20 protein-coding genes are annotated in these 23,983 nt (G+C 62.2%); 6 read left to right on the top strand and 14 right to left on the bottom strand.

Going from position 1 to position 23,983, the window contains the following annotated elements:
• A partial coding sequence (locus K8U03_20255) for a beta-propeller fold lactonase family protein (protein MCE9607226.1) occupies positions 1-1,495 on the bottom strand: 1,495 nt, incomplete at its 3' end.
• Between the two features lie 88 nt (positions 1,496-1,583).
• Complete coding sequence (locus K8U03_20250) at positions 1,584-3,020, bottom strand: sialate O-acetylesterase (GenBank protein MCE9607225.1); 1,437 nt, start codon at positions 3,018-3,020, stop codon at positions 1,584-1,586.
• 301 nt (positions 3,021-3,321) lie between these two features.
• Here K8U03_20250 and K8U03_20245 point away from each other — a divergent pair, with 301 nt between their 5' ends.
• Positions 3,322-3,615 (top strand): hypothetical protein, encoded by a 294-nt coding sequence (locus K8U03_20245; protein ID MCE9607224.1) that lies wholly within the window; start codon positions 3,322-3,324, stop codon positions 3,613-3,615.
• 49 nt (positions 3,616-3,664) lie between these two features.
• A complete protein-coding gene (locus K8U03_20240; GenBank protein MCE9607223.1) occupies positions 3,665-4,546 on the top strand; it encodes an alpha/beta hydrolase in 882 nt (293 codons plus the stop codon).
• Here the strand turns inward: K8U03_20240 and K8U03_20235 are convergent.
• Positions 4,543-6,186: a flotillin family protein gene (locus tag K8U03_20235; GenBank protein MCE9607222.1), complete on the bottom strand. Its 1,644-nt coding sequence runs from the start codon at positions 6,184-6,186 to the stop codon at positions 4,543-4,545. The two genes, K8U03_20240 and K8U03_20235, sit on opposite strands and share 4 nt — an antisense overlap.
• 81 nt (positions 6,187-6,267) lie before the next feature.
• Positions 6,268-6,855 (bottom strand): hypothetical protein, encoded by a 588-nt coding sequence (locus K8U03_20230; protein ID MCE9607221.1) that lies wholly within the window; start codon positions 6,853-6,855, stop codon positions 6,268-6,270.
• Positions 6,856-7,267: 412 nt separating this feature from the next.
• On the opposite strand from K8U03_20230, the gene K8U03_20225 reads away from it, so the two are divergent.
• Entirely contained in the window at positions 7,268-8,599 is a 1,332-nt protein-coding gene (locus K8U03_20225; GenBank protein MCE9607220.1) for a PQQ-binding-like beta-propeller repeat protein, read from the top strand.
• Positions 8,600-8,604: 5 nt separating this feature from the next.
• On the opposite strand, the gene K8U03_20220 is transcribed toward K8U03_20225, so the two are convergent.
• A complete protein-coding gene (locus tag K8U03_20220; protein MCE9607219.1) occupies positions 8,605-8,835 on the bottom strand; it encodes an RNA-binding S4 domain-containing protein in 231 nt (76 codons plus the stop codon).
• A 98-nt stretch (positions 8,836-8,933) separates the two neighbouring features.
• On the opposite strand from K8U03_20220, the gene K8U03_20215 reads away from it, so the two are divergent.
• Positions 8,934-9,260, top strand: coding sequence for a cupin domain-containing protein (locus tag K8U03_20215; protein MCE9607218.1), 327 nt, complete (start codon positions 8,934-8,936; stop codon positions 9,258-9,260).
• A gap of 4 nt (positions 9,261-9,264) precedes the next feature.
• On the opposite strand, the gene K8U03_20210 is transcribed toward K8U03_20215, so the two are convergent.
• The 9 genes from K8U03_20210 to K8U03_20170 all read right to left on the bottom strand — a co-directional run bounded on the left by K8U03_20210 (position 9,265) and on the right by K8U03_20170 (position 22,630).
• Positions 9,265-10,779 carry a hypothetical protein gene (locus tag K8U03_20210; protein MCE9607217.1) on the bottom strand — a complete coding sequence of 505 codons (1,515 nt, stop codon included), beginning with the start codon at positions 10,777-10,779 and terminating at the stop codon, positions 9,265-9,267.
• Positions 10,770-11,282, bottom strand: coding sequence for a hypothetical protein (locus K8U03_20205; GenBank protein MCE9607216.1), 513 nt, complete (start codon positions 11,280-11,282; stop codon positions 10,770-10,772). The genes K8U03_20210 and K8U03_20205 overlap by 10 nt, the downstream gene beginning before the upstream one ends.
• Positions 11,283-11,339: 57 nt before the next feature.
• Positions 11,340-12,797 carry a DUF1501 domain-containing protein gene (locus K8U03_20200; GenBank protein MCE9607215.1) on the bottom strand — a complete coding sequence of 486 codons (1,458 nt, stop codon included), beginning with the start codon at positions 12,795-12,797 and terminating at the stop codon, positions 11,340-11,342.
• Between the two features lie 31 nt (positions 12,798-12,828).
• The gene (locus K8U03_20195; protein MCE9607214.1) at positions 12,829-15,624 is read right to left on the bottom strand and encodes a DUF1549 domain-containing protein; all 2,796 of its coding nucleotides are present in this window, start codon (positions 15,622-15,624) and stop codon (positions 12,829-12,831) included.
• A 173-nt stretch (positions 15,625-15,797) separates the two neighbouring features.
• Positions 15,798-17,195: an MFS transporter gene (locus tag K8U03_20190; GenBank protein MCE9607213.1), complete on the bottom strand. Its 1,398-nt coding sequence runs from the start codon at positions 17,193-17,195 to the stop codon at positions 15,798-15,800.
• 58 nt (positions 17,196-17,253) lie between these two features.
• A complete protein-coding gene (locus tag K8U03_20185) occupies positions 17,254-18,042 on the bottom strand; it encodes an aldolase (protein MCE9607212.1) in 789 nt (262 codons plus the stop codon).
• Between the two features lie 66 nt (positions 18,043-18,108).
• Positions 18,109-19,215 carry a Gfo/Idh/MocA family oxidoreductase gene (locus K8U03_20180; protein MCE9607211.1) on the bottom strand — a complete coding sequence of 369 codons (1,107 nt, stop codon included), beginning with the start codon at positions 19,213-19,215 and terminating at the stop codon, positions 18,109-18,111.
• Positions 19,215-20,132, bottom strand: coding sequence for a hypothetical protein (locus K8U03_20175; GenBank protein ID MCE9607210.1), 918 nt, complete (start codon positions 20,130-20,132; stop codon positions 19,215-19,217). The genes K8U03_20180 and K8U03_20175 overlap by 1 nt, the downstream gene beginning before the upstream one ends.
• Positions 20,133-21,220: 1,088 nt before the next feature.
• Positions 21,221-22,630: an MATE family efflux transporter gene (locus tag K8U03_20170; protein ID MCE9607209.1), complete on the bottom strand. Its 1,410-nt coding sequence runs from the start codon at positions 22,628-22,630 to the stop codon at positions 21,221-21,223.
• Positions 22,631-22,927: 297 nt separating this feature from the next.
• Between K8U03_20170 and K8U03_20165 the strand changes: the two genes are divergently transcribed.
• Both K8U03_20165 and K8U03_20160 read left to right on the top strand, forming a co-directional pair.
• Entirely contained in the window at positions 22,928-23,527 is a 600-nt protein-coding gene (locus K8U03_20165; protein ID MCE9607208.1) for a hypothetical protein, read from the top strand.
• 2 nt (positions 23,528-23,529) lie between these two features.
• Positions 23,530-23,983 (top strand): hypothetical protein (locus K8U03_20160; GenBank protein ID MCE9607207.1); only part of this gene is annotated, 454 nt, incomplete at its 3' end.

Genomic DNA, 23,983 nt, shown 5'->3' with positions numbered 1-23,983 from the left:
CGTTCGGCGCGAGCTTGCCCGAAGCGCCGTCGAAGCGATAGATGAAGATCTTATCGAGACCCAAGTCGGCGCAGAAGGCGAAGCGGTTCGCCGGGTCGAGGTTGATCGAGTGGGCATGCGGCGAACGCTGCCGCTTCGGGTCGGCGACTTCGCCGGCGTGTTGAACGTGGCTGCTCATCGGAGCGAGCGAGCCGTCGGCGTTGATCGGGAGAACGCCGCAGTCGCCGCCGCCGTAGTTGGCGATCAGCACGTTCTTGCCGGCGTTGTCGATCGTGATGTGGCAAGGGCCGGAACCGACTGACGATTGTTCGTTGATGAACGTCAGATTGCCGGTCGCTTCGTCGACGGAGAAAGCACTGACCGCGCCCCCTTTCGTCTTGCCGTCCGGCGAGCTGCCGCCGGATTCACCGACCGCATAGACGAACTTCCGCGACGGACTAACGACGAGAAACGAAGGGCTCTTCGTCGCCACGGCCAACTCCGGAGCGCTCAGCTTCCCGGTCGCCAGATCGAGCTCCGAGCGATAGATGCCGTCGCTCTTGTCTTTAGCCGTGTAGGTGCCGAAGTAGACGCGGAATTTCTTCACGTCGCCGAGCCCGGCGCAACAGGCAGGCGTAAACGCCAGTGGCTCGGCTTTGCCGTCATCGTTGTCGGCCGCGTTCTTGTCGGCAGGCTTCTTGAAAGAGACTTGCTTGAGCTTGGTTTCGGTGCGCTGTTGCGTAACCTCCGTCACCGTTCGGAGCTTGTCTTCCGGAAACGTCTCGACGACGACGTTCTTGAACTGCACTTCTTGCGGGACTTTATTCGAGTGGAGTTGTAAGCCGATCGGCGCTTCGTTGATCCGATCCGGCAGCGGCTCGCGCCAATCGGAGATCAGCTTGCCGTTAAGCACGAAGCGGATGCGGTTGCCTTGCGCGAGAACCTCGATGTGGTTCCAATCGTGTTGCTTGCCGACCGGCTTGGCGAGGGCCGCGTTTTGGTGGATCATCGCTCGCCCGTAAAGATCGTAGAAGCCGTAGCCCGACGGGAACATGACGAGTTGGCCGGCGTAAGTGAACGGGTCTCCCTTTTCGGGCGCGAGCTTTCCCCAGATCGCAACGCCGGAATGCATTTCCGATTTCGCGAGTTTGAAATCGAACGTGAGCCGGAAGTCGGTGAACTTACGCTCCGTGAGGAGGTACGTGCTGACTTTGATTTCCTCTTCGTTGCGGCCGACGATCACGCCGTCGGCGACGCTCCAATAGGGCTTCGTGCCGTCTTTGCCGGTGTGCCCGACCCAGCCTTGCAGGTCCTTGCCGTTGAAGAGCTCGATGACTTCGCGCTTCCCTTCGCGCGGCGCCACGATCGGCGCCTCGACGACCGGAGCCGCCTCTTTCTTCTCCGCTTCTTTCTTTACGGCGGGCGGCTCGGCAGCCGGCGACGACGCGCCGGCGATTAAGAACGACGACACGACGGCCAGTGCCGACGCGATCGATAACAGACGATGACGAAGCATGCGATGAACTCCGAACAAGGGCGAGAGAGAAGTGCGAATAATCGGAACGGGCGAATCGGGATAATCACTTGCGGTGCGAGACAGGTACTTACTTCGATGCTGCCGGCGCTTCCTTGGTCGCTGCCGGCTTCACTGCAGCTTCTTCTTCGAGCTTCCAATCGTCGCTGCGGAAGCTGCCGGCAGGCCAGCCGGCTTTGTTCATCAGGTTCGGCATGGCGAGTTCGTCCCAAGCGAAACGAACGGCGACCGGTTTCGCGACCTTCGCGCTGCGCAAGGTAATGGAATCTCCTTCGATCGTCGCTTCGGCCGGATGGAACTTGCGATCTTCGCCGGCCAACTGGAAGTGCGACAGAGGCTCTTTGTTACGGCTCGCGAGTCCTGCGCCGACGTTCTCGAACCGAACGCGGAGCGCGGCGCCATCGGCGACCGCTTCCTTAAAGGTTGGCCCGCTGACGGTCACGTCTTTGCGACCGTAGTCGCCGGCGAGAGCTAAGGCCGCCAGCCGCTTGCCGACGTTTGCTTTGTCGGAAGGATGGATGTCTTTCACGTTTTCGACGAGATCGCTGATCACGACCATGCCGCTATGAGGAACTTGCTTCGCGGCTTCGGTCTGCGCTTGCCAGAATTCCGGCAAGGCGTCCGCCGTCAGCTTCGAGTTCGGGCGGCCGTTGTAGTTGAACGGCGCGATCTGCACGAAGTAGAACGCCATGTCTTTGCCGAACGATTCGCGCCACGCGGCGACCATCTTCTTTTGCAAATCGACGTAGCGCATTCCGGACTTGCTGAAGACGTTGCTCTCTCCCTGATACCACAGCGCGCCGCGCACGGCGAGCGGCCCCATCGGCACGATCATGTTGTTGTAGAGCCCCCCTTTGGGCGACCAGAGCTCGATCGGGGTTCCGCCGACCGACGAGTTGATGATGCCGACCGGCACGTTGAGCTCCTTGCGCAACTCACGGCCGAAGTAGTACCCAACGGCCGAGGCTCCGTCTTGCTTGTCGACCAACAGGTTCTCGCGCGACGCGCCGAGCCATTGCCCGGCGACATCGGCAGCAGGCTCTTTCGCTTGCCCCTTCTTCACGGTGAACTGGCGCAGCAGCGGGTCGTTCGCTTCGCTGAGAGTTTGTTCCTTGTCTTTGATGTTGTGCGAGAAGGTCCAGTGCATGTTCGACTGCCCGGAGGCGATCCAGACTTCGCCGAAGTAGACGTCGGCGATCTCCTGCTTGGCGTCGGAGCCGGCCGCACCGATGATGAGCTTATGCGGGCCGCCGGCCTTCTGCGGCGGCAGCTTCACGATCCATTTCCCCTTGGCGTCGGCCTGGGCTTTGAGAGTCGTGTCGCCGAACTTTACCTCGACTTGCTCTTGCGGAGCGGCGCTCCCCCAGACCGGCACCTCGCACTCGCGCTGCAACACGACCCCGGAAGTGAACAACGCGCCCGGCTTCACCTCGGCCAGCGCCGGCGAAACGACAAGCGTTGGAACTACGAGCGACAGAACCGCGACCATGAGCAGGCGGCGCAGCATGGGAATATCCTCTTAGAGCGTTTTGGGGGGAACGAATCGTCGGGCAGGCCGAGGCGGGAAGCGTCATCATAGTCGCCGGCGAGGACGACTCAAGTGCCGGAACGATCCAGCCGATCGGGGAGGAAAACAGCTTCGTTTTGCCGCGATTCAGGGGTTCTCGCAGGTTTCCGCCGGTTCTTCCCCGAACTTTGGGCGAAAGACTCGCACGACCGATTACAATTCACTGCCTGAGCTTTTGCACGACCAGCCGAACGGCAGCAGCTCGCTCGTAGGAATTTCCGCCAGCGACGGAGGACGCAGAATGGACCGTAGCCGAAAAACGAATCGTGAATCGACCGAGATCGCGCTCCCGCGTCCGAGCGAACCGGCCGGCGCGCCGACCACGGATCTGGTCGAGCAAAAGCTAGGGCAGCTCCAGGCCTTCGTCGAGCAATTGCGGCGCACTCCCGCCGGCTCCGAGATGCTGGCCGAGCGCGTGCAGGCGTTCGGCGAATGCAAACGGGCCGAAGGAGAAACGGCCAACCAGTTCCACGCCAAGCTGCGCCGCTGGCTCGACCGCGACATTCCGCACGCAAAACCCTCGCGCTACCTATAACCGACGACGAACATACCGCCTTAGCCGATCGCCCCACGGTTTCGCTGCCATGCGTTCGATTGCTCGTTTCACTTGGGCCGTCTGTTTCGTGTTATCGGCCTGCCGTGTTTTCGTGTCGCCGGCTTGCGGCGCGGAACCGCGCACGATCGCGGATCTCGAGTTCGCCTTCGTGGGCGAGCAGTCGTTGAAGCTCGATCTCTATCTTCCGGCCGAGGAGCAGCCCGCGCTCATCGTCTGGGTCCACGGCGGTGCGTGGCGCGCAGGGTCGAAGAGCGATGTGCCGGCGAGTAAGCTCCTCGCTATGGGCTACGCCGTGGCGAGCGTCGATTATCGGCTCTCGCCGGTCGCGCCGTTTCCCGCGCAGGCCCACGACATCAAGGCCGCGATTCGCTTTCTGCGCGCCAAGGCCGACTCGTACGGCTACGATCCGAAGCGGATCGCCATCGCGGGCTCTTCGGCCGGAGGACACCTCGCGGCGATCGTCGGCGTTACCAACGGCGTGAAGGAACTCGAAGGAACGGTCGGCGGCAACCTCGACCGCAAGAGCGACGTGCAAGCGATCGTCAGCCTCTACGGAGCGTCGAACTTGACGACGATTCTCTCGCAGTCGAAGCCGCAAGGCCTGCGCATGCGCGTTCCCGCGCTGCAGCTCTTCCTCGGCGGACAACCGACCGACGTTCCGGAGATCGCTAAGCTGGCGAGTCCCGTCGCGCATCTCGACGCGCACGACCCGCCGCTGTTGCTCATCCACGGCGAGGCCGATCCGCAAATGCCGCCGGAGCAATCGACGGAGCTCGCAGCCGCCTATCGGAAGCAAGGTCTCGCGGTGACTTTGGAAATGATTCCCGGCGCGGTCCACGGTGGACCGGAGTTCTACGATGCGAAACGCTTGCCGATGATCCGCAAGTTTCTCGACGAAGCGCTGCGCTAGATCACGGGGCTCGTCGTCGAAGCCGCTTCGCTCTCCGGTTCCACGGTAGCTTGCCCGCTCGATGAAACCTTGTCGGGCGTGAGTTTCAGCAACGTTTCCGGCAGCTCGATTCCTGCGACATCGCGCATCACTTGCATCATCGGCGGCAGCGTCCGAGCCATGTTTTGCAAGAAGTTCGCCGTGTTCGAGCCTTCCTTGCCGCCGTTTTCCCAGACCACGATCTTATCGAACTTGATGTTCGAGATCGCCTTGGCCGAAGCGTCGGTCAGATGGTTCAAGTGGTCGAGCATCAACATCTGAAACGCTTCATGTGCCCCGCCGCACGAGTCGACGATCTTCTTCAACCCTTCGGCCTTCTTCGCCAGGATCTCGTATTGGCCGCGGGCTTCGGCGTCGAGCTTGGCGAAGATCGCCGAGGCATCCCCTTCGGCTTGAATGCGGCAGCGCTCGGCCGACGCTTCCGCGTCGACGATCATCTTCGCCTTCTCGGCCTTCGCCGGAGCTTCGAGCGCCGCGCGTCGTTCGGCTTCCACGCGGTCGGCGTCGGCGATGGCGGCCTTCGCCATCGCGCGGTTCTGCGCTTCGAGCACCGCGGCTTCCGCCTCGCGCTTCTTCGTTTCCGAAAGCTGGAACGCTTCGGTTTGCTTGATGGAAAGATGCGCCTTCGAGAGCGCGACGATCTCTTGCGCCGTGTTTTCTCCGGTGATCGCTTTGGCGTTCGCATCCGCGGTCTTGATGCGCATCTCGCGCTCGGCTTCCTTCACTTGCACGTCGCGCTGATAACCGGCCGTCTGTTCGCCGATCTTTTGTTCTTTTTCCAAATCGGCGATGCGAATCGCCTGCTCGCGCATGGCCGCTTTGATGCCGATCTCTTTTTCCTTGGCGGCGTTCGAGACTTGAATCGTCTTGTCGCGCTCAGCTTCGGCGACGCGCGTTTCTCCCATGCGCAGCTGATCGGCGACGTCGCCGCGCGCTTGTTGAATCGCTTGCGAAGCCGCCTTCTGGCCGATCGCGTCGATGTAGCCGGCTTCGTCGGTGATGTCCGTGATGTTGACGTTAATCAGGACGAGCCCGATCTTTTTCAGTTCCGGCTCCAGCGAGTTTTGCACATGCGAGAGAAACGTGTCTCGATCGCGGTTGATATCTTCGATCTTCATCGACGCGATCACTTGGCGCAACTGGCCGAAGATGATTTCCTGCGCCCGCTTCTCGATCTGCTTGACGTTGAGCCCGAGCAAGCGAATCGCGGCGTTGTTCATCACTTCCGGCAACGTGCCGACGGCGACGGTGAAGACGCTCGGGACGTTCACGCGAATGTTTTCGGCGGAAAGTGCGCCGCGCAGCGGGATTTCGATCTGAATCGGTTCGAGATAGAGATACGCGAAGTCTTGAATCAGCGGCCACACGAACGTCGCTCCGCCGTGTAAGCACTTCACGGCCTTGTTGTCGCCGCCGGCCTTGCCGTAGATCACGAGTACGCGGTTGCTCGGGCAGCGTTTGAATCGCTTGACCAACAAGATCACGAAACTAAAGAAGACGAGCGCCGCGCAGATCGCGATCGCCGCATAGTAGACGGCCGCATCCGAACTGATGGCCGGCGGACGAGGAGCGGACTGAGCGAAGAGTTGCCAGGTATGCATCGGACGTTGCCTTAGTAAGTGCTGAGCCTTGAAGTGTGCTGAACTGGTTGAGTCGTTGCGAGCCGCGCAGCTTGCGCGCGGTCAGTGCGTTTCCGTTGCCGTCACTTCGACCGCGTCGGGCCCGATGACTTTCGTCACCACGATCCGAGCGCCGGTCGGCAGCGCGGCGTGTTCCGTCATCGCCGAAAGTTCGACGGTTCTTCCTTGGAGCATGATCTGTACTTTGCCGGGCCCCGCGTTGCCGGCGGGAATGGGAATGTAGACGCTGCCGACGGTTCCGACGGCGTCTTTGATGCGCACCGTTCCCTCGGCCTTGAGATGCGACAGCGAGCGCATCATCCAATGCACGAAGTACAGCGAGGCGACTCCCGCAGCCGAAGCGATCGCCAGCGCGGCGATCGGCGCAACATCGCTCGCGTTCATCGCTAAGCCGGTCAGGCCGAAGAAGGCCAGCGCCGCCGTAACGGTGCGCAGCGTGAGCATGCCGAAGAACCAACTGGAGCCGTGCGCGTGATTCGGGTCGCCGTGGGAATGATCGACGCCGTCGTGACCGCCGACATCGCCGGAGTCGATATCATCGGCATCGACGACGCCCGTTACCGTGAGCAGGAATTGACAGGCGAGCACCGTGCATCCGAGGACGGCGCATAGCGAATAAAAGAGGAGCATAAGAGCGTTCCGAGCGAAGACCTACGCGACACCGAACCTAGCATCAGGGTATTCGCCGCCGATTGCGGAATCTTGGACTTATTCGCAGGAAGATCACGAAAACGACCTTCCCCCGCGGCGGCAATTCGAGCGTAACTCATTGCGGCCGTGGGACCTGGATTCGCCGACGAGCGGCGAGCCATCCATCGAGCGTAATCTCCCCCCGACCGCGAATCCAACGCTTTTCCGACCGTCGCCGGGGGCGACAGGCCCGAACGGAGCCGGGCCGGTAGCGATCGTCGTTACAACCGTTTTCCGTGGCACGACCGACTCTTCATGCGATGGTTGGAAGCAGGCGCATATCGTAGATTCTAAGGCTGTAAAGGGAATGATCTTTTTAGGGCCACGATGAAAAGCCGGAGCGTTTCGCGGCATGAGCGATGATCGAAAAAGAACAGCTGTGAAGAGGATCGCGCTCAGGTGCACAGTCGTCGCCCTCACCTGGCTCGCAGGCTTGCAGGCGCAGGCTCAATCGCAAGCTCCGTCGCCAGGAACGATTGCCGGCTTCCCGAAACTTTCGGCCGCGAACGATTGGCCCTGGTGGCGCGGCCCGACGCGCGACGGCCACACGAGCCCCAACTGCCGCCCGCCGACGAAGTGGAGCGAGACGGAGAACGTCGTTTGGAAGGTGCCGGTTCCCGGTCGCGGACATTCCTCGCCGACGGTCGCCGGCAACTTCGTGTTTCTTACCACGGCCGACGAAGCCAAGCAGATTCAAGCAGTCGTCGCGTTCGATCGAACGACCGGTCGACAACTCTGGAAGTCCGAGATCAGCCAGGGAGGCTTTCCGAACACGCACACGAAGAACACGCACGCGACGCCGAGCGTGGCTTGCGACGGCGACTTGCTCTTCGTCACCTTTCATCATCACGATACGCTGCAAACCTTGGCGCTCGATCTCGCGGGAAAGATCGTCTGGAACGAATCGCTCGGCGAGTTTCATCCGAAGCGTTATGAATACGGTTATGCCCCGTCGCCGGTGCTGTATCGCAACACCGTGATCATCGCGGCCGAATACGACGGCGACAGTTCGCTCATGGCATTGAACCGCCAGACCGGCAGCCGGGTGTGGCGCGCGCCGCGGCCGAACAATATGTCGTTCTCCACCCCCTCGATCAACGTCGTCGGTAAGCGCGAGCTGCTGACCATTACCGGTGCGGGAAAGCTCTCCTGCTTCGATCCGGCGACCGGCCGCCCGCTGTGGGATGTCGAAGGAACCACGGACGCGACGTGCGGCACGACCGTCTCCGACGGCGATATCATTTTCGCGAGCGGCGGATACCCCAAGGCCGAGACGATCGCCGTGCGTGCCCAAGGTTCCGGCGAAGTCCTTTGGAAGAACAAGCTGCAATGCTACGAGCAATCGATGCTCGCCTACCAAGGCTACCTCTACCAGCTCACCGACAACGGCGTGTTGTATTGCTTCCGCGGAACCGACGGTCAGGAGATGTGGCACGAACGGCTGCGCGGACCGGTCAGCGCTTCGCCGATCGTCGCCGCAGGCCACGTCTACTGGGCCAATGAGCGAGGCACGCACTACGTCTTCCGCACGAATCCCGAACGGTTGGAAATGGTCGCCGAAAACATCCTCGGCGACGAATCGATGGCGAGCCCTGCCGTGTGCGGCGACCGGCTGTTTCTGCGCGTGGCGTCCGGTGCCGGAGCCGAGCGGCAAGAGTATCTGTATTGCATCGGCCGGCCGTAGCTCGCTTATTCCGCCGGCGGAATCGCCATGACCGGATATTGCTTGCCGCCGATCTCGACGACGTCGCCGACCTTGAGCTTCCGCCGTCGTCTCGTTTCGACTTCGCCGTTGACCTTCACTTCGCCCCCTTGAATCAGCGTCTTCGCTTGTCCGCCGGTTTCCGACATGGCGCTAAGCTTCAGAAAGTGGTCGAGCCGCAACGGCTCGGGCGTCATGGGCATGTCGGCTTCGGTCATGGTCGATCCCGGCGATACTGGAAGAGTTTCATATCTGCGGTGCATGTCGTGCGGTCATTCTACCGGCAATCGCGCGTGCGGAGTAGAATCACCGCACGATGAAACCACCCACCGATCTTTTCGCCGACATTCCCGACAACCTGCCGGAAGAGCTTCTGCAAACGCTTCTCGATCGGCCGAACCTCCGTGTCGAGCGCATCGTGTCGCATGGTCACGCGAGTCCCGAGGGATTTTGGTACGACCAAGAGCGGCATGAATGGGTCGTGGTGTTGCGCGGTGCCGCGCGGCTTCGCTTCGCCGACGAAGATCAACCCCGCACCTTGAAAACCGGCGACTACTTCAACATTCCGGCGCATCGTCGGCATCGCGTCGAATGGACGACGCCCGACGAGCCGACGATCTGGCTCGCCCTGTTTTACGACTAACCGATTACTTTTGCTTCGACTCGATCGCGCGGCGCAGCAAATTCTCCGTGATCTTCTGCACGCGCACGTCGGGCCCATGCGGGCGCGACCAATGCGACCATGGCAGCATGTGCCCCGGCGGCGTCGAAAGGCCTTGCACCCAGAAGATCGTCGCGGCGTTGAATACGAAGTTGTCTTTCGGTCCGGGATAGATCGTCGCGGTCCATTGCTGCGCGTTCTCTCCTTTGCGCCAAGCCGTTCCGGCACCCACGACTTCGAGCCCCGGAATATCGGCGGGCTCGCCGTGGTATTCCCAACCGATGAGCCCCGGAATGCGGTCTCCTTGTTTCATCCCCGTCTCGGCGAACATCCAATGCTCAGGCTTACGGACGATCCAATCGCCGCCGCCGTTGACGGGATCGACGTTCCGCGCACCCATCAACAGCCCTTCGTCCGGACCGTGCTCGGGAAACGGCCCACTCTCGGCTAAGCGATCGAGCGCGTATTTGTTGTTGCCGCCGTAAGGGCCGCCGCGAAAGATGATGCGGTTCGCGCGGCCGTCGAAGCCGGCGCGAAACGGCGTGACCCAACAGACGGAATTACCGGAGAGGAACAACAGGTTCACGCCCGAGTCGCGCAGCTTCTCGACGCTCTGAAATTGTCGGATGTCCCAGTATTCATCGTGCCCGACGCTGATGAACGCCTTGCACTTCAAGCCCCGCGCCGGGCTCAGCAGATCGCTGTTCGAGCAATAGCTTACGTCGTAGCCATGCTGCTCGAGCCAATAGGCCAACGGAAACTCGAACGGCAGGAACTCGCCGGAGCCGGTCGTCAGCGGGTCGTTGACGATGCCCGCGAACTGCGCTTCGCGCCCGTACGGACGATCGAAACTCACATCGGCCCAAGGCCCTTCGACCCCTTTCGGATGCGTGTAGATCGAGTAGTTGTTCGGCCAACGGTTGTACGCTTGCCAGGTGTTGTCGGAGCATTGAAACAGGATGTCGGCCGGGCGATCGTCGCGCACGATGAACACGACATAGCTCTGCCAATACGGCTCCTTGTCCGGATCGGCTACGGTCGTCAATCGGCCGAGATACACGCCGCTCACCCAATCTTGCGGGATGGTGAGTTGCAGGGTCGCATCCCAACGGCACTCGTGCAAGTTCTTCGCGCCGATCGTCGGCTCGACTTGCGGCTTACAAGGAAACGGCCCGAGCTTCTTCACGAGCCGCGCACCGCGACCGCCGTAGTAACCCATCCGAAAAATTTCGAGCTCGACGTCGCGCGCCGGATTCGCCGACACCATGATGTCGATCGATTCGCCTGCCGCGACGCTTTGCTTCGAGCAATAGCCCTCGACCCACGGCGAACGAAAACCTTCGCGGCTATCCAACCGGACGCGCGTGAGCTGCCAATCGGTCGCGCCGGGCAAAGCGTTTTCGCGGCGAATCAGATCGGGCTCAGCGGCCGGCAGCGCCGACGACGACGCTCCGCAAACACAAATTGCCGCAGCGACGATTAGCTTACGAATCATTTCCATTGAGCGTTCTCGCGCGCAGCTCGTTCCAATTCTTCCAGTTTCATCGCGACGGAATTCTTCGTCGGAAACAGCAAGAGCACCGCGAGTAACAAAACCAACGCCATCCCCAAGCACGGGACCGAATGCTCGAGCATATACGCCGCTAAGTTCGTGAATGCCATTCCTTCGCAGATCGCCGCTCCGACGATCATCTTGATCTGCATGCCGGAAATGAACCGTTGCCGAAGCCCGGCATTTCCCGGCTTCGCGACCACGTCCGGACCCAGCGTCCCTTCGCTCGGCAAGAACCTCGGCACGACGCGGCTCAGCACGATTCCGAACGCTCCCATCGCGAGAGTCATCCAGGAAAACATCCCCTTCACTTCGAGGTCGCTGAAGTCGGGCGCTTGTTGAAAGCACAAGAACGCTCCAAACATGACGATCCCCATCGCCAGCGCAACGAGAATGATCTGCATCACGCGAACCGCGGGCCCGAGGTCGTCCGTCGACTCGTCAGCGTTCATAGTGCGGAGCCATCGGGGAAACGTGCGAAGAATGGAAACCGGCGCCGACAGCGAACCTTACGCGATGATCTCGCGAATCGCTTTGCCGTGGTCGATGTCGAGCCGCTTGCGGCCCGGAATTTCGAGGCGATGCGAGTCGAGGCCGAGCAGTTGCATCAGCGTGGCGTGGACATCGGTAACGTAGTGCCGATTCTCGACCGCGTGGAAGCCGATCTCGTCGGTCGCGCCGTGGATCACGCCGCGTTTGACCCCGCCTCCCGCCATCCAGACGGAGAAGCCGAAGATATGATGGTCGCGTCCGTCGGCTCCTTGCGTGCCGGGCGTCCGGCCGAACTCGCTGGCGAACATCACGATCGTATCTTCCAACAGCCCGCGCTGCTTCAGATCGGTCACGAGCGCCGCGATCGGCTGATCGACGCGTAAGCAGTTCATCGTATGGTTCGTCTTCAAGCCGCTATGCGCATCCCAGGCTCCTGCGCCGCCGGCGCCATGCTGCACCTGGACGAAGCGCACTCCGCGCTCGACGAACCGCCGAGCCGCGAGCATCTGCAAACCGAAGTCGCGAGTCTCGGGCCGATCGAGTCCGTAGAGCTTATGCGTCTCGGCCGTTTCATCGGCGAAGTTCATCACGTCCGGAATCGAGCGCTGCATCCGGAAGGCGAGCTCGTACGATTGGATGCGCGCGGCGAGTGCTTTGTCGTGCGGTTCGCTGGTCCCGCGCAGGCGGTTCAAGCGGTCGACCAGCGAGAAGCCGATGCGCTGCTCGTCGACCGTGCGGGCCACTTCCGGCGAACCGTAATCGAGCGGGTTCTTCGGATCGATCCGAAGCGGAACCGCGTCGTGCGCGGGCCCGAGGTAGTGGCCGGCCCGGTTGTTCCAAAACTCGCGCTTGCCGAGCGAAATGAATTGCGGCAGTTCGTCGTTGAGCGAGCCCAGGCCGTAGTGAACCCAAGCGCCGAAGGTCGGAAACTCGCCGTCGAGCATGTGCCGACCGGAATGAAACTCCGTTTGCGCGCCGTGGTTGTCGTCGGTCGCATACATCGAGCGGACGAAGGCGAGATCGTCGACGCACTTCGAAAGATGCGGCCACCAATCGCTCACCTCGATGCCGAGGTTGCCCCGTTTCTTGAAGCCCACTTGAAGCGGATAGAGTTTGTCGCGCTGCCGGCCGTTGGCGTCGTTCACCACGGCCTTGCGCGCGAGCTTCAACTTCTCCGGATCTTGCACCGAGGAGAACGGCGATTCGGCGATCGTCTTGCCGGCATACTTCGTCAGCATCGGCTTCGGATCAAACGATTCGAGATGGCTCACGCCGCCGTTCATGAACAGCCAAATGACGTTCTTCGCCTTCGGCGTGAAGTGCGGACGACCATCGGGGGGCGACCACGCTTCGACGCTTGCACGCGCGTCGCGCTGGAGCAGCGATGTGAGCGCCAAGCCGGCGCAACCGCCGGCCAAGTTGCCGAGAAACGCGCGACGCGGCACGGAGTGCGAATGGTTGAAGCGATCGTTCATGGCGTCGTTCTCTCTCACGGACTCAAGACGTTTATCGTACCGTGACGAAGTCGTTGTGGTTCAACAAGGCATGCACGAGGTTCACCCGCGCGCGGAGCGAAGCGTCGTCGGCTTTGTTTGCGAGCGGCAGCGCGCGCCATTCTGCGAGCGCCGCGCGACAGGCGGCAACTTCATCGCCGCTCGGCTGTGAAGCCAAGATCAAGCGAAACGCGGCGAGGATGAACTCGTCGTCGGTTTTTACGCGCGGCGACTTCGCGAGATTCGCCGCGATCTTTTCGGCCGCCTTGAGCGATTGCTGCGCGTTCGCCAAGGCCAACGCTTGCTGCGGCACGATGCTCTGCTCGCGGCGATAACAATCGAGCACGTCGGCATCGTCGAACGTCGACAGAAAACGATGGTGCTCATTATGCGAATGAGTGAAATACAAGCTCCGCCGCATTGAGAACTCGGCCCCCTTCGGATCGATCGTCGGCCCGCCGGACGTGAGGTCGAGTTCGCCCGAGAGTTGCAAGAGCGCGTCGCGAACGGCTTGCGCTTCGATCCGAATCGTGTTCATCCGCCAATAAGAGACGTTCTCCGAATCGCGCTCCGCTGCGCCGGGATTGTCGGCCGTCGAAGAACTGCGACGATAAGCATTCGACGTGACGATCAAGCGATGCACATGCTTCATCGACCAAGCGGAACCGGACGAGCCCGACTTGGAATCGCGCGGGCCGTCCATCAGCTCCAGCGCGAGCCAATCGAGCAGCTCGGGATTCGTCGGCGGCGTTCCTTTGCGGCCGAAGTCGAAGATCGTCGGGACGAGCGGCTTCCCCATGTGCCGCAACCAAATATGGTTGACCGCTACGCGGGCCACTAACGGGTTCGCTTTGTCGGTGAGCATGCGAGCCAAGGCCGTGCGTCGGCCGGTGCTCGTCGCGGGATACGGCTTGCGACGTTCGACGTCGGTCTCGGTGCTCGACTCGAACGCCTTCAGCGAACCGGCCAGCGGCATATAGTTCACGTCGACTTTCGCGACCGCCGCTTCGGCCGTCTTCTGCGCTGCCCGAGCTTCAGTGATTTTCTTTTCCGCCGCGGCGATCGTCTTCTCCGCGGTTTTCTTCGCCGTCGCTTTCACTGCGGGATCGACCAGCACGGGATCTTTCTTCGCATCTTCGGCGGCGACCTTCTTCTCGTTCGCCGCGATCGTGTCGCGAGCCTTTACCAACTCGACTTCGCTTTGCGCGAGCAGAATTCCGGCCGTCGCAACGGCAGCCCGGCGCTCCGCGGTGGCCGCGGCTTCGGCCAGCTTCTTAAACTTTTCGCCGGTCGACGTAACGCGCTCTCGATCGGCCGCGATGCGAGCCCGCAGCGCAATTAGCTCGGCTTCGGCAGCGACGACTGCGGCCTTCGTCGCCGGGGATTTATCTTCCGCGGCTTTCTTCGCCGCGACGATCTTCGCTTCGGCGGCGCGCAAGTGATTCTCCACGACCCACGAGCGCGAGCCCGGCTCATGTGCCGTGCGCGAGAGCGTGATCGGCACGATCTTCGGCGCGTCGAGCGTCACGATCGCCGGAAGAGCCGGCGCGATTGGGTCGTCCTTGATCGGCTTCGATTCATCGCCGCGCACGAAGCGATACGTGGCGGCCTCGAGATGGCAATCGAAGACGCGCGGCAGGCCGTCGCGCTCGAGATCGGCTTCGCCCGGCAGCTCGTCGGTGCGAACTTGGTAGGGCTCGAAGAAGGCGCGTAAGCGATAGAAATCTTTTTGCGGCAGAGGATCGTATTTGTGATCGTGGCACTTCGCGCAGTTGAGCGTGAGCCCGAGGAAACCCTTCGACGTATGCTCGACGACCTGCTCGAGCCAAGTCGTGCGATTGAATTTGAAGTAGCTGCGCACCAGGAAGCCGGTCGCGCGGATCTTCTGCATGTCTTCGGGATAAAGTTCGTCGGCCGCGAGCATCTGGCGGATCATCTCGTCGTAGCCGAGATCCGCATTGAGCGACTCGATAATCCAATCGCGCCAATGACGAATGTGCTTTTGGCTATTGCGCACTTCCGCGCCGAGCCCCCACCAATCGCTGTAGCGCCAGACGTCCATCCAATGGCGACCCCAACGCTCGCCGTACTGCGGGCTCGCCAACAACCGCTCGACGACGCGCTCATAAGCGTCGGGCGACTTATCGTCGAGAAACGCTTCCAGCTGCTCCCCGGTCGGTGGGAGGCCGACGAGGTCGAGATAGACGCGCCGCAACAACAAGCCGCGTTCGGCCGGCGGTTGCGGCACGACGCCGCGCCGCTCTTGCTCGGCCGCGAGAAAGGCATCGATCGGGTTGCGGACCTCGGCCATGTTCTTCACGCGCGGCACCGGCGGTCGCACGGGGGCGCGAAACGACCAATGGTCGCGCGGGTCGGCTTCCGGTTTCTCTAGCGCCGGGCCGGCCGCTCCGCCGGCGATCCAGCTTCGCAGCAGCGCGACTTCTTCCGGCTTGAATGCCGCCCCTTCTCCCTCGGGGGGCATCCGCTCTTCCAAGTGCGACGTCGTCAGACGGGCGATGAGCACGCTTTTGCCGTCGTCGCCGGGAACGATCGCGGGCCCGGAGTCGCCGCCGGTGCGAATGGCCGCGGCCGTGTCGAGCCGTAGGCCGGCTTCTTGCTTGAGCGCTCCGTGGCAGGCGTAGCAGCGGGCCGTCAGGAGCGGCTTCACCTTCTGCAGGTAATCGGCCGAGGCGGCAGGCAAAGTCTTCGCCGCTGCCGTCGGCTCGAGCGGTGCGGCGGCTTCGGCGATCGCCGACCAGCACGACAGCGCGAGGAGCAGCGACAGCGATCGTCGGAGGATGCGCAGCATCTCGACACCCAGGAATGGTCAGCAGGGAGAAACTTAGGCGGGACTTCGCGGGCGGGCAACCGCTTGGAAAGTGTTGAACTTACCGGCGGTGAACTCACTTCTATAGCGTAGTCCATTCGCCCGCTTCAATCAATCGAACTCCGAGCCGGCGCGGCAAGTTCTCGGGCCGGCGGTTAATCCTCCAAGCGTCCTGATTCCGTGTCGGGAGCGAACCATATCACGATCATTCCGATGGCGAAAATCATGCTCGTCGCGCGGCCGATGTGGGCGTAGTCGCCGGCGAAATATCGGATGATGCCGTCGGACGAGATCAACGTCGTGGCGGTGATGATGCGACCGAAATTGAAGCCGACTCCGGCACCCGTCGAGCGATTCCGCATCGGAAAGAATTCCGGCAGGCAGAGCGGCAGCCAACCGAAATAGATGCCGCTGAAGAACCCCAGCACGGCGACGAGCGGAAGAAACGCGGCGTCCGTCGGCACCAATCTCCAAAACGTAAACTGCGCGGCGCTCAAGCAAGCGAGGCTCGTCAGGAAGAAGGTCAGCTTCCGGCCGACCATCGCGGCGATCCAACCTCCGAGCAGGCTGCCGACGATGCCCGTCACGGCGCGCGCCTGACCGACGTAGGCTTTGATATATGGATCGGGCGGCGATGCAGCTGCGCCGGCTTCGTCGGCCCAGGGCTGCATCCACACGGCGCTCCCCCAGCCTCCCATCGTCGGCACGGTCGACAACGCGATCGCCACGAGCGTCGTCGCGAGGAGCGGCCCGCGAAACACTTCGCTCATCGCGGCCGGGCGCGGCGCGGTTCCCGAACTGCCGCCACCTCGATGCAGGGCCAACCAGCGCGGCGATTCCGGCACGAAGACCAAGGCGAAGATTCCCAACACCAAGGAAGCGGCGCCGACCAGCAGCGTCCAGCGCCAGTTGTCGGAAGTGACCGCCACTTTCGCCGCGAGCGTGTTCATGAGAAACAAGCCGACGTTGGCCGAAGTTCCCATCACGCCCGACACCATCGATCGCGAGCCGCCGGCCCAAGCCTCGCTGATCATGGCGACGCCGTTGGGCCACATCCCGCCGACACCCAAGCAGGAAAAAAACCAAGCGATGCAAAGCTGCTCCGGCGAGCGAGCGAAGTACGCCACGGCCGCCATCGACGACAACGTGAGAATGCTGACCGTCATTCCGCGCGCTCGGCCGTAGCGATCGCCGAGCCAGCCGAACAGCAGCCCGCCGGTAGCTGCCCCGAACAAGAGCGAAGCTTGAAACCAAGCGAACCAACCGGCGACGCGTGCTCGCCCCGCTTCGAACTGCTTTCGCTCCGGCGAAATCGTCGCCGCATCCAAATTCAACTGCGCTTTGCGATCGACGCCGAATTGCTTCGCCCAGGCTCGATGTTGCGCGGCGTCGAGCTCGCCGCAATCTTCGAGCAAGTCGATCATCGCCGCTTGGCCGATCAGTTGCGTGATCGCCATGTGAAAGCCCGAGGCCATCCAGCCGAGCAACGCAACGATGAGAATGATCCGGCGACCGGCGGTCGACAGCGAAGGTGCGGCAGCGGGAGCAGGCATCGACGGGTTCTCGATTTTCTAGCGGCGGTGAGCCATGAGCAGCGGCGAGCGCGAGCGGTTATCTCTTCGTGCCGTCGAGCCCTTCGCGCAGTTCGGCGATGCCGGTTTTCAGCGTCTTCGAGAACGACGCGATATCGGAACTGTGCATCACGAGGTTCGCGCCGGCCTTGGCCCAGGCGATGTGCTTATCGTTGCCGAACCAGCAGTGGATCCCCGCGCCGACGCCATGTTCGCGCGCAATGCGGAAGATCGTCCGCGCGGCTTCGTCGAACTTCGGATGGTCGTATTGTTCCGGAATGCCGAGGCTGCACGAAAGATCGTGCGGGCCGATCAACACGGCGTCGATTCCGGGCACGGAGCAGATGTCGTGCAGGTTTTGAATCGCCTGGACGCTCTCGATGTTGGCGATGAAAATCTTGTCGCCGTTGCGCTCTTCGAGATACTTCTTCAACTCCGGCTCCATCGTGCTCGGGTCGCGGAGCGCTTTTTCGAGCTTCGCCCCTTTGAGCGGTCGCCACTTCACCGCGCCGACCATCGCGCGGGCCTGATCGGCCGTTTCCAGATAAGGGCCGATCACGCCGCCGGCTCCTCCATCGAGCACCTTGCAGGCTTCGTAAGGATCGTTGCACGGCACGCGCACCACGGCCGGAATGCCGAGCGCTCCGTACGTCTGACACATGCTCGAAAGCGTGTTCCGATCTTGCGGCGTGTGTTCGCTGTCGAGAAACACGAAGTCGATGCCGATCTGCTTCACGACGGTCGCCCAGAGCGGCGACGGCGACACGAAGGCGGTCGAATAGACATAGCGGCCCGCTTTCAACGCGGCGATGATCTCACGTCCGGTCATCTCGAAAATCCTTGAAGTTGTCGGCACAGGAATAAATAGGGAACTGATTCTTATCGGCAAACCGCGTTAGTGTCGCACCTCGACGGCTTTACCGGTGCGGCCCGACTCAAGTGCCGCTTCGACCGTTGCGAAGATCGAACGAGAAGCGCGGGCATCGAGCATCGTCGGGCGTTTCTCGTCGATCGCTCCGGCGAAATCTTCGGCCATGAAAAACTCGTTCTCGGCCGCCACGCGCCGGCCTCGCGCCTCGCCGGCCTTTTGCCCACGATAGTAAACGCCGACTTCCGGCCGCGACTCTCCGGCGACCAGCGCGCCACGATCGCCGAGCACATGCAGCTTGATCTCGCCGCCGCTCGGATGACTTGCCAAACCGATCCGGCCGATGCAGAGCGAAGCGATCTGACCGCCTTCGAGCTCGAGGCTCACCGCGCCGAGGTCTTCGACGTCGTGATCGGAATGCAACTGATGGAACGCCGAGGCGGTCGTCGCAAACACGCGCTTCACCTTTGCGCCGGTGAGCATCCGCAGATAGGCCAACGGATAAATTCCCTCGATCGAAAGCTCTCCCATCGGCGCTTTGCCGAGGCCGCCGTCGGAGCCGTCGACGTGGGCCGCTTTCTGATGTTCGTGCCAATCCATCGGCGGCTCGCCGGCCGGGCGCGGCTTCTTCGCCGGGCCGGCATCTTTGGCGAAATAGAAGTCGAGATGCACCGCATACGGCTTGCCGATCGCGCCGCCGGCGATCTGGCTGGCGACATGCTGCACGGCCGGAAGGCCGTTGCGATTCCACATCAGAAAGCGAACGCCGGCCTCTTCGATCGCGCCGACGAGCCGATCGGCCTCGGCGCGCGAAGTCGTGAGCGGCTTATCTTGCACCACATGCTTGCCGAGCTTCGCGGCCCGCACGCTCAGGTCGACATGCCGCTCCGCCTCGGGACTGACGATCGCCACGTCGACATCGTATTCGCGCAGCGCCCGTTCGACGTCGCGAACATACGGAATCTTGAACTCGTCGGCGAAGCGCTGATTGCGCTCATGGGTCCAATCCGGCGTCTGAGGATCGTCGGCGACGACGACCAACTCGAAGCGCGGATGTGCGGCCATGCCGCGCGCGACGTAGTCGTGCTTGATGGCGCTTAGCACGGCACAGCGGAATTTTTTCTTCGCGGCCATTACTTTCCTTTCCTTTCGCCGACGGCGACCTGCGCGACTTGACGCTCCGCGAGCGAACGCTGTACGGCCGCGACGGCGTCGACCACCTCGAGCCAAGATGCGACATCATCCGAGGGTTCTTTACCGGCTTCGATGCCGGCGGCGAAATCATCGACGAGGCTTGCTAGATAAGCGACCCCTTCGCCGACGACGAGCGCCCGCGGCGAGCCGCCCCGATACGCGAGTTGCGAGTTCGCTTGATCGTCGGTCTGGGCCGAGCCGCTCGCGCCGATGACGGACAACGAGCGGTAGCCTTCGTTGGGCTCGGAGCCCGAATGCGGTAGGCGATCGTCGTAATCGATCACGGCCATGCCGGGACAGAACTTGAGATGCACTTGCAGGAACCGTCCGCCATCGCCTCCCGGTTTCGCTGCCCGATGTTCGAGCGCGAAGACCGATTCGAGCGGCCGGCCGATGAGCCACAGGGCTTGCTCGATCTCGGCCACGAGTGCGCCGGGCAGGCCGAGCGGAGCCGTGGTCGCGGCCGACGCGTGCGATTCCCAACGATGGATCCGGACCAGCTCCGGCGAGCCGAGCGAACCGCCGAGTTGCTTCCGAACCACTTGCCGCGACGGCAGCCAACGATCCGGATTGACGACCGTGAAGCGAACTTTCTTACGCTTGGCAGCCGCCTCGAGCGCCAAGAGCGACTCGCGCGACAGGCAAGGTTCGGCCGCGACGAGAACGTGCCGGCCGGCGTTCAATTCTCGTTCGATGGACGCGGCATCGGCTTGAATGTCGCCGGCGAAGACGACTCCGGCACATTCCGCCGAGGCTTTGCGCGGAGTGGCGAAGACCTCGACCGTGGCCCGATGTAAGCGGCGCGCGGCGTCCTGCCAGAGCGGCGGTTCGTTCGAATAAATATGCAAGTGCGGCATACGCGAAAGTGCTCACGGTTCCGAGCGATGAGTGAGCCTCGCATGATAACGGCATCTCGGCCTCGATGCGACCTAGTGCATCCATTTTCTGAATCGGGCAAAAGAGGCGGCATTTGATCAAATCGAAAAACGTAGCAGGCACGTTCCACGTGCCGTAAGCCACATGCGCCGTTGCAGCTAAGTGCGGCATCGCGACACACACAGCCACTCCGTTCAATAGCCCCGGATGCATATCCGGGGCCGCACCGCAACGATCGTTCTCTATCAGCTGTGGCGGACGGAACGTGGAACGTGCCTGCTACTTTGGTTCAAAGCACGGCCGTGATCGCGCCTGCTTGCGACTTGAAAAAAAGTTCGTGCGTCGTCGCCCGAGCGGGCCGGGCTTCTTGTCAAACGATTCTCTGCGCAGAGCATTCCGCCCGAACCGGCTTCCTTCGTAAAGAAAGACTGGCTCGCGCGACGACGCACCGGACGACGCCCAAGGCAGCGAAGCGATCTTTGCGATGTTGCAACTTCGCAGAGAACGTCGTGCAAGTTTCGATCCTCATTTGCCGTCGTCGCACGTTTCATCCACGAACGCGCAACGACCGAGGATCGCGATGCGTAATTTCTTACGCACCGCAGGCCGGAAGAAGACATCGAGCGATCGTTTTCACAACAACTCGATCGACCATCGTCGCAAGGGACCGAGCTTAGCGCTCGATTCGTTCCAGCCCCGGCGGCGACAAGCGGCGCGGCCGTGGCTCGAAATTCCCCATCGCGATTCGTCGTCGCCGATTTCGCGTGAACGAAAACAAGCAACGTGTCGAAACCTACCGGAGGTCGGAGTCTCGTCTCCTCACGCAGCTCAACATCGCACGACGCGCCGCGAGATTCAACGCGAAGAATTGGGCCATGTCTACAACGTAGCAGGCACGTTCCACGTGCCGTCCGCCACGGTTGATAGAGAACGATCATCACGCTGCGGCCCCGGATATGCATCCGGGGCTATTGAACGGAGCTGCGTGTGGCGCGATCGAGCATCGCGCTCGAACGACGCACGTGGCGGACGGCACGTGGAACGTGCCTGCTACTTTCAGTTGCCGGCGTTATCCCTGCGGCTCGATTACGCGCATCGAGCGCCAGGGCCCGTGCAGGAATCGATGTCGAAACAACGCCGCGAGGAGCACGACCCAGGCTGTGAGGACGTACCAGCACCAATAGAGTCCGAGCCCTTGCATCAGGCCGAGCTTCGTCACGGCGACGGAGAACGCTGCGATCGCGACGGAGCCGACGAGCACGAACTTCACGTCGCCGGCACCCTTCAGCGCTCCGGCGAAGAGGATGTTCACGGCGTCGAACAAGCCGAACGCGGCGACGAAGCGGAGCAGCACGATCGTTTCGGCTTCGAGCTCAGCGAAGTCGTGTCCTTCCATTTTGAACTGGCGATGGGGCCAGAGAACGAGTTGCGGAAACACGACGTAGAACAAACAGATCGCACCCATGTAGAGCAAGCCCCACGCCATGCACGACCAGACGGCGCGCGTCGCGAGTTCCGGTCGTTCTTCGCCGAGCCTGCGACCGACCATCGTCGACGTCGCCATGCCGATGCCCCAGATCGGCATGAAGGCGAAGTTGTTTACGTTGAAGGCAAGGCTCGTCGCGGCTAGCGCATGCTGACCGAGCCCTCCGACCAAGAGCGTGAAGCTGCCGAACGCGAACACTTCGAGCTGCATTTGCATCCCGCCGGCCACGCCGTAGCGAAATAGACGCTTCATCATGTCCAGGTCGAAACGTCGGCCCGAGAGCGTGGCGAATTGTTCCTGAAATTGGGGGCGGAGAAAGAGGACGAGGTACACGATCGTCTTGAACCAAATCGCCACGGTCGTCGCCCAGCCGGCTCCGGCGATGCCGCTTTCGGGAAAGCCCCACTTGCCGAAGATCCAAGCATAATCGAGGACGACATTGACGACGGCGGCCAGCGTATCGACGACCATCACCACGCGCACGTTGCCGCGCCCGCTGAAGAAGGCCGACAGCGCGGCCGAAAGGACCATCGCCCCGCCGGAGTAGCTGAGCGTGCGAAAGTAGTCGAACTCCGATTGTACGATCGCCTCCGACCCGCCGAAGCTGCGGAACAGGGCCGGAGCCAGCGGAATGACGGCGATCGCCAGCGGCACGGTGATGATCCCGAGCCACATCGCCTGCCAAACCATCGGCCCGATCTGTCGCAGTCGCCCTGCTCCGAAATACTGGGCGACGAATGTCGACGCGTACGACGCGATGCCGAGCGGAAAGCAGATCACGGCGAATGCCATAATGCCGGCCGGCAGCGCCGCCGCGACGGCGTCTTCCGAGTAGCTCAAGAGAAACAGCCGGTCGATGAAGTTCATCACCGTCCACGACAGCGACGAGATCACGAGCGGCACGGAGATCACGAGCGCTTCGCGCAGGCCCGCCTCGCCGTTCCACCAGGAACGAAGACGGGCAGCGGGGCGGGGCGTGAGCTCGTGGGGCATGGGAGGGAGAAAGTTAGAAGTCAGAATGCAAAATGCAAAATGTTCGGAGGGGGATTAAGGGGCTGGGCTTTTTCGTTCTGCATTCTGCCTTTTGCCTTTTAACTTTCTCCTCCCCGTCAACTCCCCCGTTCGGAATCGTGTAACGTATTGTGCCGGCGAGTCTTCTAGCGTCGGCGGTTCTCTGCTGCGAATCATGCGGGAAGGCCGATAAAATAGATAGAGCGGCAACGACAGGAGCCGCTTCTTATGATGCAAGACATGCCGGAACCGAAAACGTTCGATTCGCCCACCCCTTTTATGACCGCTCGCCCGCTGCCGTGGAAGCGGATCAGGCTCTGCGCGAAACTGCTGGCCGGCGCGGCGGCCGTCGGGGCGGTGTCGCTCTGGCTTCCCGAGCGGCCGCATTTGTACTTCGATCTCGGCATCGCGGTCCTCTTGCTCATGGGCATTCTGTTCGCCGCGCGGTTTAGCTTGCGGCAATATATCGAGCGTCCGCACGCCGAGATGATCTCGCTCATGCACGGGGTCGCGGCGGCCGGTGCGATCTACGGCGTGCTCGCCGTCGCCTTCTCGGGCGACTCGGTCGGCGTCGAAGAGGTGTTACGCCTCACGGTCGGCTTCACCGTCGCCGCCACGCTCGGCGCGGCCTGGGCCCTGATCGCCGGCATCGTGTGCTATTGGCCGGTCTATGCCCTGACGCGGAAGGTGTTGAAGCTCAGCTTCCGGCACGAAGCGGCCGCGATCGGCGCTGTGGCCGGCTTGCTGGCGTTCACGCCCCTCTTGGCGACGGGCGAGTTCCGCTGGACGGTCGTCGCCGCCAGCACGCTCAGCGCGTTATGCACCCACCGCGCCGCCGCACTGCACCAGCGCTACACCCGACGCAAGGGACGCGCCTGACGATGGAGCAACATGAGGCGAAGCAACAGTATGAAGCGAAGCCGCTGCAGTTCGGTTTGCGCACCGCGCTGCTCGCGGTCGCCGGCGTCTCGGTGTGGCTGGCCGGCATGACGAATGAGCACTTGCGTCCCTGGTTATCGGTCGTCAATTTTGTGCTCTTGGGCATTGTTAACCATTACGCGGTTGATTTCGTTTGTCGTCGGGTGCAGGCGTTTGCCGCCGGAAAGTATTCGGCGCAGTTTTCCGGTGCGTTAACGGCAGTGGTCGGAAGCGTCGGCGCATTGTGTTGGGGCACATTCCTCATGCTTGCCGTGTATGACAACTATGACTTGCCTTTCGGTTTTCTTCTTATGAGCCTGACGGTTGCGCCTGTGCTGTTTTTTTCAGCGCTTGTCATCAGCTGTCTCTCGCTGATCGTGCTTACCGATCTCACGAGAAGAAAATACCGAGATCTGC

Source organism: Planctomycetia bacterium, assembly GCA_021413845.1.
Lineage (GTDB): Bacteria > Planctomycetota > Planctomycetia > Pirellulales > PNKZ01 > PNKZ01.
This window is presented reverse-complemented; position numbering and strand designations above follow the sequence as displayed.

Excerpts from the sequence above, each read along its gene's own strand:
- K8U03_20250 (MCE9607225.1), bottom strand. The coding sequence starts at position 3,020 with ATGCTGCGCCGCCTGCTCATGGTCGCGGTTCTGTCGCTCGTAGTTCCA.
- K8U03_20245 (MCE9607224.1), top strand. The coding sequence starts at position 3,322 with ATGGACCGTAGCCGAAAAACGAATCGTGAATCGACCGAGATCGCGCTC.
- K8U03_20240 (MCE9607223.1), top strand. The coding sequence starts at position 3,665 with ATGCGTTCGATTGCTCGTTTCACTTGGGCCGTCTGTTTCGTGTTATCG.
- K8U03_20235 (MCE9607222.1), bottom strand. The coding sequence starts at position 6,186 with ATGCATACCTGGCAACTCTTCGCTCAGTCCGCTCCTCGTCCGCCGGCC.
- K8U03_20230 (MCE9607221.1), bottom strand. The coding sequence starts at position 6,855 with ATGCTCCTCTTTTATTCGCTATGCGCCGTCCTCGGATGCACGGTGCTC.
- K8U03_20225 (MCE9607220.1), top strand. The coding sequence starts at position 7,268 with ATGAGCGATGATCGAAAAAGAACAGCTGTGAAGAGGATCGCGCTCAGG.
- K8U03_20220 (MCE9607219.1), bottom strand. The coding sequence starts at position 8,835 with ATGACCGAAGCCGACATGCCCATGACGCCCGAGCCGTTGCGGCTCGAC.
- K8U03_20215 (MCE9607218.1), top strand. The coding sequence starts at position 8,934 with ATGAAACCACCCACCGATCTTTTCGCCGACATTCCCGACAACCTGCCG.
- K8U03_20210 (MCE9607217.1), bottom strand. The coding sequence starts at position 10,779 with ATGGAAATGATTCGTAAGCTAATCGTCGCTGCGGCAATTTGTGTTTGC.
- K8U03_20205 (MCE9607216.1), bottom strand. The coding sequence starts at position 11,282 with ATGAACGCTGACGAGTCGACGGACGACCTCGGGCCCGCGGTTCGCGTG.
- K8U03_20200 (MCE9607215.1), bottom strand. The coding sequence starts at position 12,797 with ATGAACGATCGCTTCAACCATTCGCACTCCGTGCCGCGTCGCGCGTTT.
- K8U03_20195 (MCE9607214.1), bottom strand. The coding sequence starts at position 15,624 with ATGCTGCGCATCCTCCGACGATCGCTGTCGCTGCTCCTCGCGCTGTCG.
- K8U03_20190 (MCE9607213.1), bottom strand. The coding sequence starts at position 17,195 with ATGCCTGCTCCCGCTGCCGCACCTTCGCTGTCGACCGCCGGTCGCCGG.
- K8U03_20185 (MCE9607212.1), bottom strand. The coding sequence starts at position 18,042 with ATGACCGGACGTGAGATCATCGCCGCGTTGAAAGCGGGCCGCTATGTC.
- K8U03_20180 (MCE9607211.1), bottom strand. The coding sequence starts at position 19,215 with ATGGCCGCGAAGAAAAAATTCCGCTGTGCCGTGCTAAGCGCCATCAAG.
- K8U03_20175 (MCE9607210.1), bottom strand. The coding sequence starts at position 20,132 with ATGCCGCACTTGCATATTTATTCGAACGAACCGCCGCTCTGGCAGGAC.
- K8U03_20170 (MCE9607209.1), bottom strand. The coding sequence starts at position 22,630 with ATGCCCCACGAGCTCACGCCCCGCCCCGCTGCCCGTCTTCGTTCCTGG.
- K8U03_20165 (MCE9607208.1), top strand. The coding sequence starts at position 22,928 with ATGACCGCTCGCCCGCTGCCGTGGAAGCGGATCAGGCTCTGCGCGAAA.